At 37.7% G+C, this 4,580-nt stretch carries 3 protein-coding genes; all 3 read left to right on the top strand.

Annotated elements, in window-relative coordinates; genetic code table 11:
* On the top strand, window positions 1–344 hold a 344-nt coding region (locus AB1630_10635; protein ID MEW6104246.1), incomplete at its 5' end, for a T9SS type A sorting domain-containing protein.
* A gap of 52 nt (window positions 345–396) precedes the next feature.
* Window positions 397–2,505, top strand: coding sequence for a DUF2723 domain-containing protein (locus AB1630_10630; GenBank protein ID MEW6104245.1), 2,109 nt, complete (start codon window positions 397–399; stop codon window positions 2,503–2,505).
* A 172-nt stretch (window positions 2,506–2,677) separates the two neighbouring features.
* On the top strand, window positions 2,678–4,580 hold a 1,903-nt coding region (locus AB1630_10625; GenBank protein MEW6104244.1), incomplete at its 3' end, for a right-handed parallel beta-helix repeat-containing protein.

The raw sequence follows: 4,580 nt of genomic DNA, 5'->3' as shown, positions 1-4,580 counted from the left end.
ACCGAGAAATGCAAGCCCAGGAAATCTCAATAACCATAAACTCGCAAACTCCAAAACTCTCAGAACTCCTTCAATCCTATCCCAATCCAGCAAATAATGCCTGCTATATCCCATTCAAACTAGCAAAGGATGCTAATGTTTCCCTAGAAATCTATAACATCCTCGGACAGAAGGTTCGGACAATAGAGCTAGGACAAAAAACCAAAGGCTCATATACCCAAAGAAATCGGGCAATCCCCTTTGACCTAAAGAATGACAATAACCAACCCCTTTCCTCAGGCCTATACTTCTATAAACTAAAGGCAGATGATTTCTCTGCTATAAAGTCTATGGTGGTAAGATAAGGTTTAAATTTTAAGCTTGCCTTTTTGATTAAGGCGATATATAATGGGGTTTATGAAAAGCAAGGATGAGCGGTTAATCCCTTTTAAAACAATAGATTACATATTTGGCCTTCTTGTTTTATTTGTCTCATTTGGGGTTTATTTGCATAGCTTAACGCCAACCATTGGATTCCATGATTCAGGTGAGCTAATAACCTGTGCCTATACACTAGGCATTGCCCATCCTCCCGGCTATCCCCTCTATACATTATTTGGTAAGGTCTTTACAACCCTAATCCCTATTGGAAACATTGCCTTCAGGATGAATATGCAATCTAGCCTCTTTGCTTCCCTTTGTGTAATGATGACATATTTTATAACCTTAAGGCTTACATCCTTGATTATTCCTTCTATTGTTGCAAGCTTAACCCTTACCTTCTCCCTAACCTTCTGGGAACAGGCAGTAATTACTGAAAAATACACCCTTAATGCCCTCTTTGCCACTCTCATTATCTTTATCTTACTTAAATGGCAAGACTCCCGACTCAAGACTCCCGACTCAAGACTCCTCTATTTGCTTTCTTTTATCTTGGGCCTATCCTTCACTCACCACTTCCAGACCATCTACCTTGTCCCAGCAAGCATATTCTTTATTCTGGCTGTTTCGTGGAAGAACAGAATTAAAGCTCAAAAGCAAAAGAGAGGCACTTCTATCTTAAAAATCAAATCCTACCTTCTAAACCTTATAAGTCTTCCTTATAGAATGGGGCTTTCACCTTTTATTGTCCTAAAGATGTTTCTTCTCTTTCTTCTCCCCCTTTCCCTATGGCTATATCTTCCGTTAAGGGCATCTCAAAATCCAATCCTTAATTGGGGAGACCCAAAAACCCTTGATAATTTTATTATTCACATCCTTGCCAAAAGCTATACTGGATATTTTTCGCCTATTAAAGAATCCTTAATCCGCTTTAGCTCTCATTTAAAATTCTTTCCTTCTCAATTTAGCAAATATATCTTATCGATTTCCCTTTTTTCCATACCATTTTTTTTAAAAAGAAAGATTCTCTTTCTCTTTTTTCTTTTAATCTTTGTAGTCAATAGCCTACATTCTATTAGATATACCATTGTCAATATTTGTGATTACTATATTCCCTCATTTATCCTTACCTCTATCCTCATTGGACTTGGTTTATCTTTGTTTGCCAGATTTATTCCCTTTTTATCCTTTTTTCTCCTTTTGCTTATTTCTATTCCTTACTTTTCCAACCATTTCCAAAACAATAGAGCCAAATTCTTCTTTAGCTATGACTATGGGATGAATATCTTAAGGCCATTAAAGAAAGAGGCGATTATCTTTTGTTATGGTGATTACGATGCACTCCCCCTTTATTATCTTCAGTATGCAGAAGAAAGAAGAAATGATACGCCCAATCTTGTTTGGATGTTTTTAGGCTGTGATTGGCATATTGAGGCTATCAAAAAGAGGCATTCTAATATAGCTTTTCCATTTAACCCTATTCCCTATAAAGAATTGAAATACTATAATCTAGGGGAGGTAATCAATGAAAGGCTAAATAAGATTGTAACCTCAAACTTTGATAGGTTTCCTATTTATGCAGGACATGGGGTAAGACAGGAAAAGGGTATTGGCGATAATTTTTTCCTCCTTCCCGATGGGCTTTTCTTTAGACTACTTCCCAAAGATAAAAAAAGATTAAGTGAAGAACTTGAAAAAACCCAAATTGCCTTTCTTTTTCAAGGAAAGGGGTTTAAAGACAGGGTTGCCTTTGATGTTTGGAAAAACTATGCCCTCATTTATAATGAAATGGGAAATCTATATCGTCAAATAGACCTTAATAAGGCAATTGTTGAGTATAAAAAAGCTCTTGAGATTGATTCATCCTGTAATGGTGCTAGATTGAATCTAGGGTTTTCTTACATAGATAATAAAAATTATGAAGATGCTAAAAGTGAATTTGAAAGAGTTTTTGAGGATGACCTAAGTTTTAATCCCTTCCTTGTTCATTATGGACTTGGCTTTGTTTATCAAAACAAGAAAGATTTTAAAATGGCTATTTCAGAATATACCCAAGCCTTAAAGATTGACCCAAACAATATTCAAGCAAAACAAATGCTTGAGGAATGTAAAAAGAAAATCCTTGACAAGAACCAATTAAAATGATTATCCTTTTGCTTAAGATGTTAAGTATAAATTTCGCACAGACAGTCCAGAGAGAGAGTAATTCACTTAAAGGGTTTTTACCCAGCCCTTATAAAGGGCTGGATTTATATAAAATTTACAAAAGCAACGGCAAAATTAAGTCGTTGCTATTTTTTTCAGGGAGGCAAAGCAAATGAAAAGAGCAATCTTTGAGATTTTGATGGCTTTAGGGTTTATGGCTTGCAAGATAGCCTGGGCAGAAACCTATGTTTCTGGGACAATTACAGGTGATACAACCTGGAATTTGGCAGGAAGCCCATATATTGCAACCGATACGGTATATGTAGTCAATGGGATTAAACTAACCATTAATCCAGGGGTAACTGTAAAATTTGCAACAGAGACATCTTTAATCTGCTATGGCACATTAAATGCAATAGGCACACCCCTTGGCACAATTACATTTACCTCTGACCAGGAAACCCATACAGTTGGGCATTGGAAAGGGATTAAACTATCTGGCAGTGGAGCAAGTGGAAGCCGGATAAGCTATTGCGATATTGGATATGCAAAACAGGCAATTTATTTGGAGAATGCATCTGGGATTACAATCACTAACAATTATATCCATGACAATAAAGGAAATGATGGAATCCCGGGAGGCCAGGGTCAACAGGGATATATTGGCTGCGGAATCTATCTTTCTTCATCTGATAACAATCTTATCAAGGCAAATACTATTTTTGATAATACTGGTGGTAATGGTGGTTATAGCACTAGTTGGCTTAGTAGCGGTGGTATTGGTGGTACTGGAGCAGGAATATATCTATCCCTGTCGCAAAACAATACTATTATTAAAAATTTAATTTTTGATAATACTGGTGGTCAAGGTGGTAGTGGTGCATGGGATGGTACAGGAGGTAAAGGTGGAGATGGATCTGGAATATTTCTTTCTTTCTCTTTTACTAATATTATTAGAGAGAATGTAATCTTCAATAATAGTGGTGGAAAAGGAGGGAGTGGAGGAGGAAATGGTACTGGAGGTTCGGGTGGGAGTGGCGTAGGAATATTTCTTTCTTTCTCTTCAGGAAATACAATAACCGATAATAAAATTTCATGTAATAGTGGCGGTAAAGGATATGGAAATCATACTGGCACTTGTTATGCTCACGGTGGTCAAGGTGGAGATGGGGTTGGAATTTATATTCGGCAGTGTAGCAATAACAATATAGAAAATAATATGATTTCTGAGAATAGGGGTGGTCCAGGAGGAACAGGAGATGAGTATTGTGGAATGGGAAACTCAGGTGGCGCAGGAGGTTTAGGCTGCGGAATATATCTTTTGTCTTCAACTGATACTACAATGTTAAAGAACACTATTTCCCACAACACAGGAGGACGAGGTGGAACTACAAGTAGTCCTTGGGTTGGTGGTGGTCCAGGTGGTATTGGCTGTGGGATATATCTTTATTCATCCACTAATAGGATTATCCAAAATATTATATCTAATAATCAAGGAGGAGCAGGTGGCCCAGGTGGTTCGCCCGGTTTATCTAATAAGGGATATGGAATTTGCTCCGTCTCTAATTCTTTCTGTGAAATCCATTGCAACAACCTCTTTGGCAACAAAAACGGCGACTTAACCAAAGGCTATGGTGTCTATCATGATGGAAGCTCAGGAACAATCTCTGCAACCTACAATTGGTGGGGTGCAAATTCTGGACCAGAACATCCAATTACAAACCCATCAGGTCAAGGGGATAAGGTAAGTGATTGGGTTGATTATTGGCCTTGGACAGCAATTACTTTGGTTAATCCAAACTCAGGTCCAATTGGAACAATTGTTACAATAGAAGGGCAAGGGTTTACCACCCAAACCCAAGTTTTTATAGACTTTGGAACACATCCAACCATAGCTGCAAGAGAATCAAGTATAACTGGCACATTTTCCATAACCTTTATGGTGGATACTCAACCTGTTTGCACAAAGGTTATTACGGCTAGAAATGAGTATGGAAAGAGCGCTACTACGCTTTTTAAACTTATGAGTGGGGTCTTAGGAATTTCATTAAGGAAAGAATGTCCATCTTTTGCTC

This window comes from bacterium (genome assembly GCA_040753555.1).
In the GTDB taxonomy this organism is placed as follows: Bacteria; UBA9089; UBA9088; order UBA9088; family UBA9088; genus JBFLYE01.
This window is presented reverse-complemented; position numbering and strand designations above follow the sequence as displayed.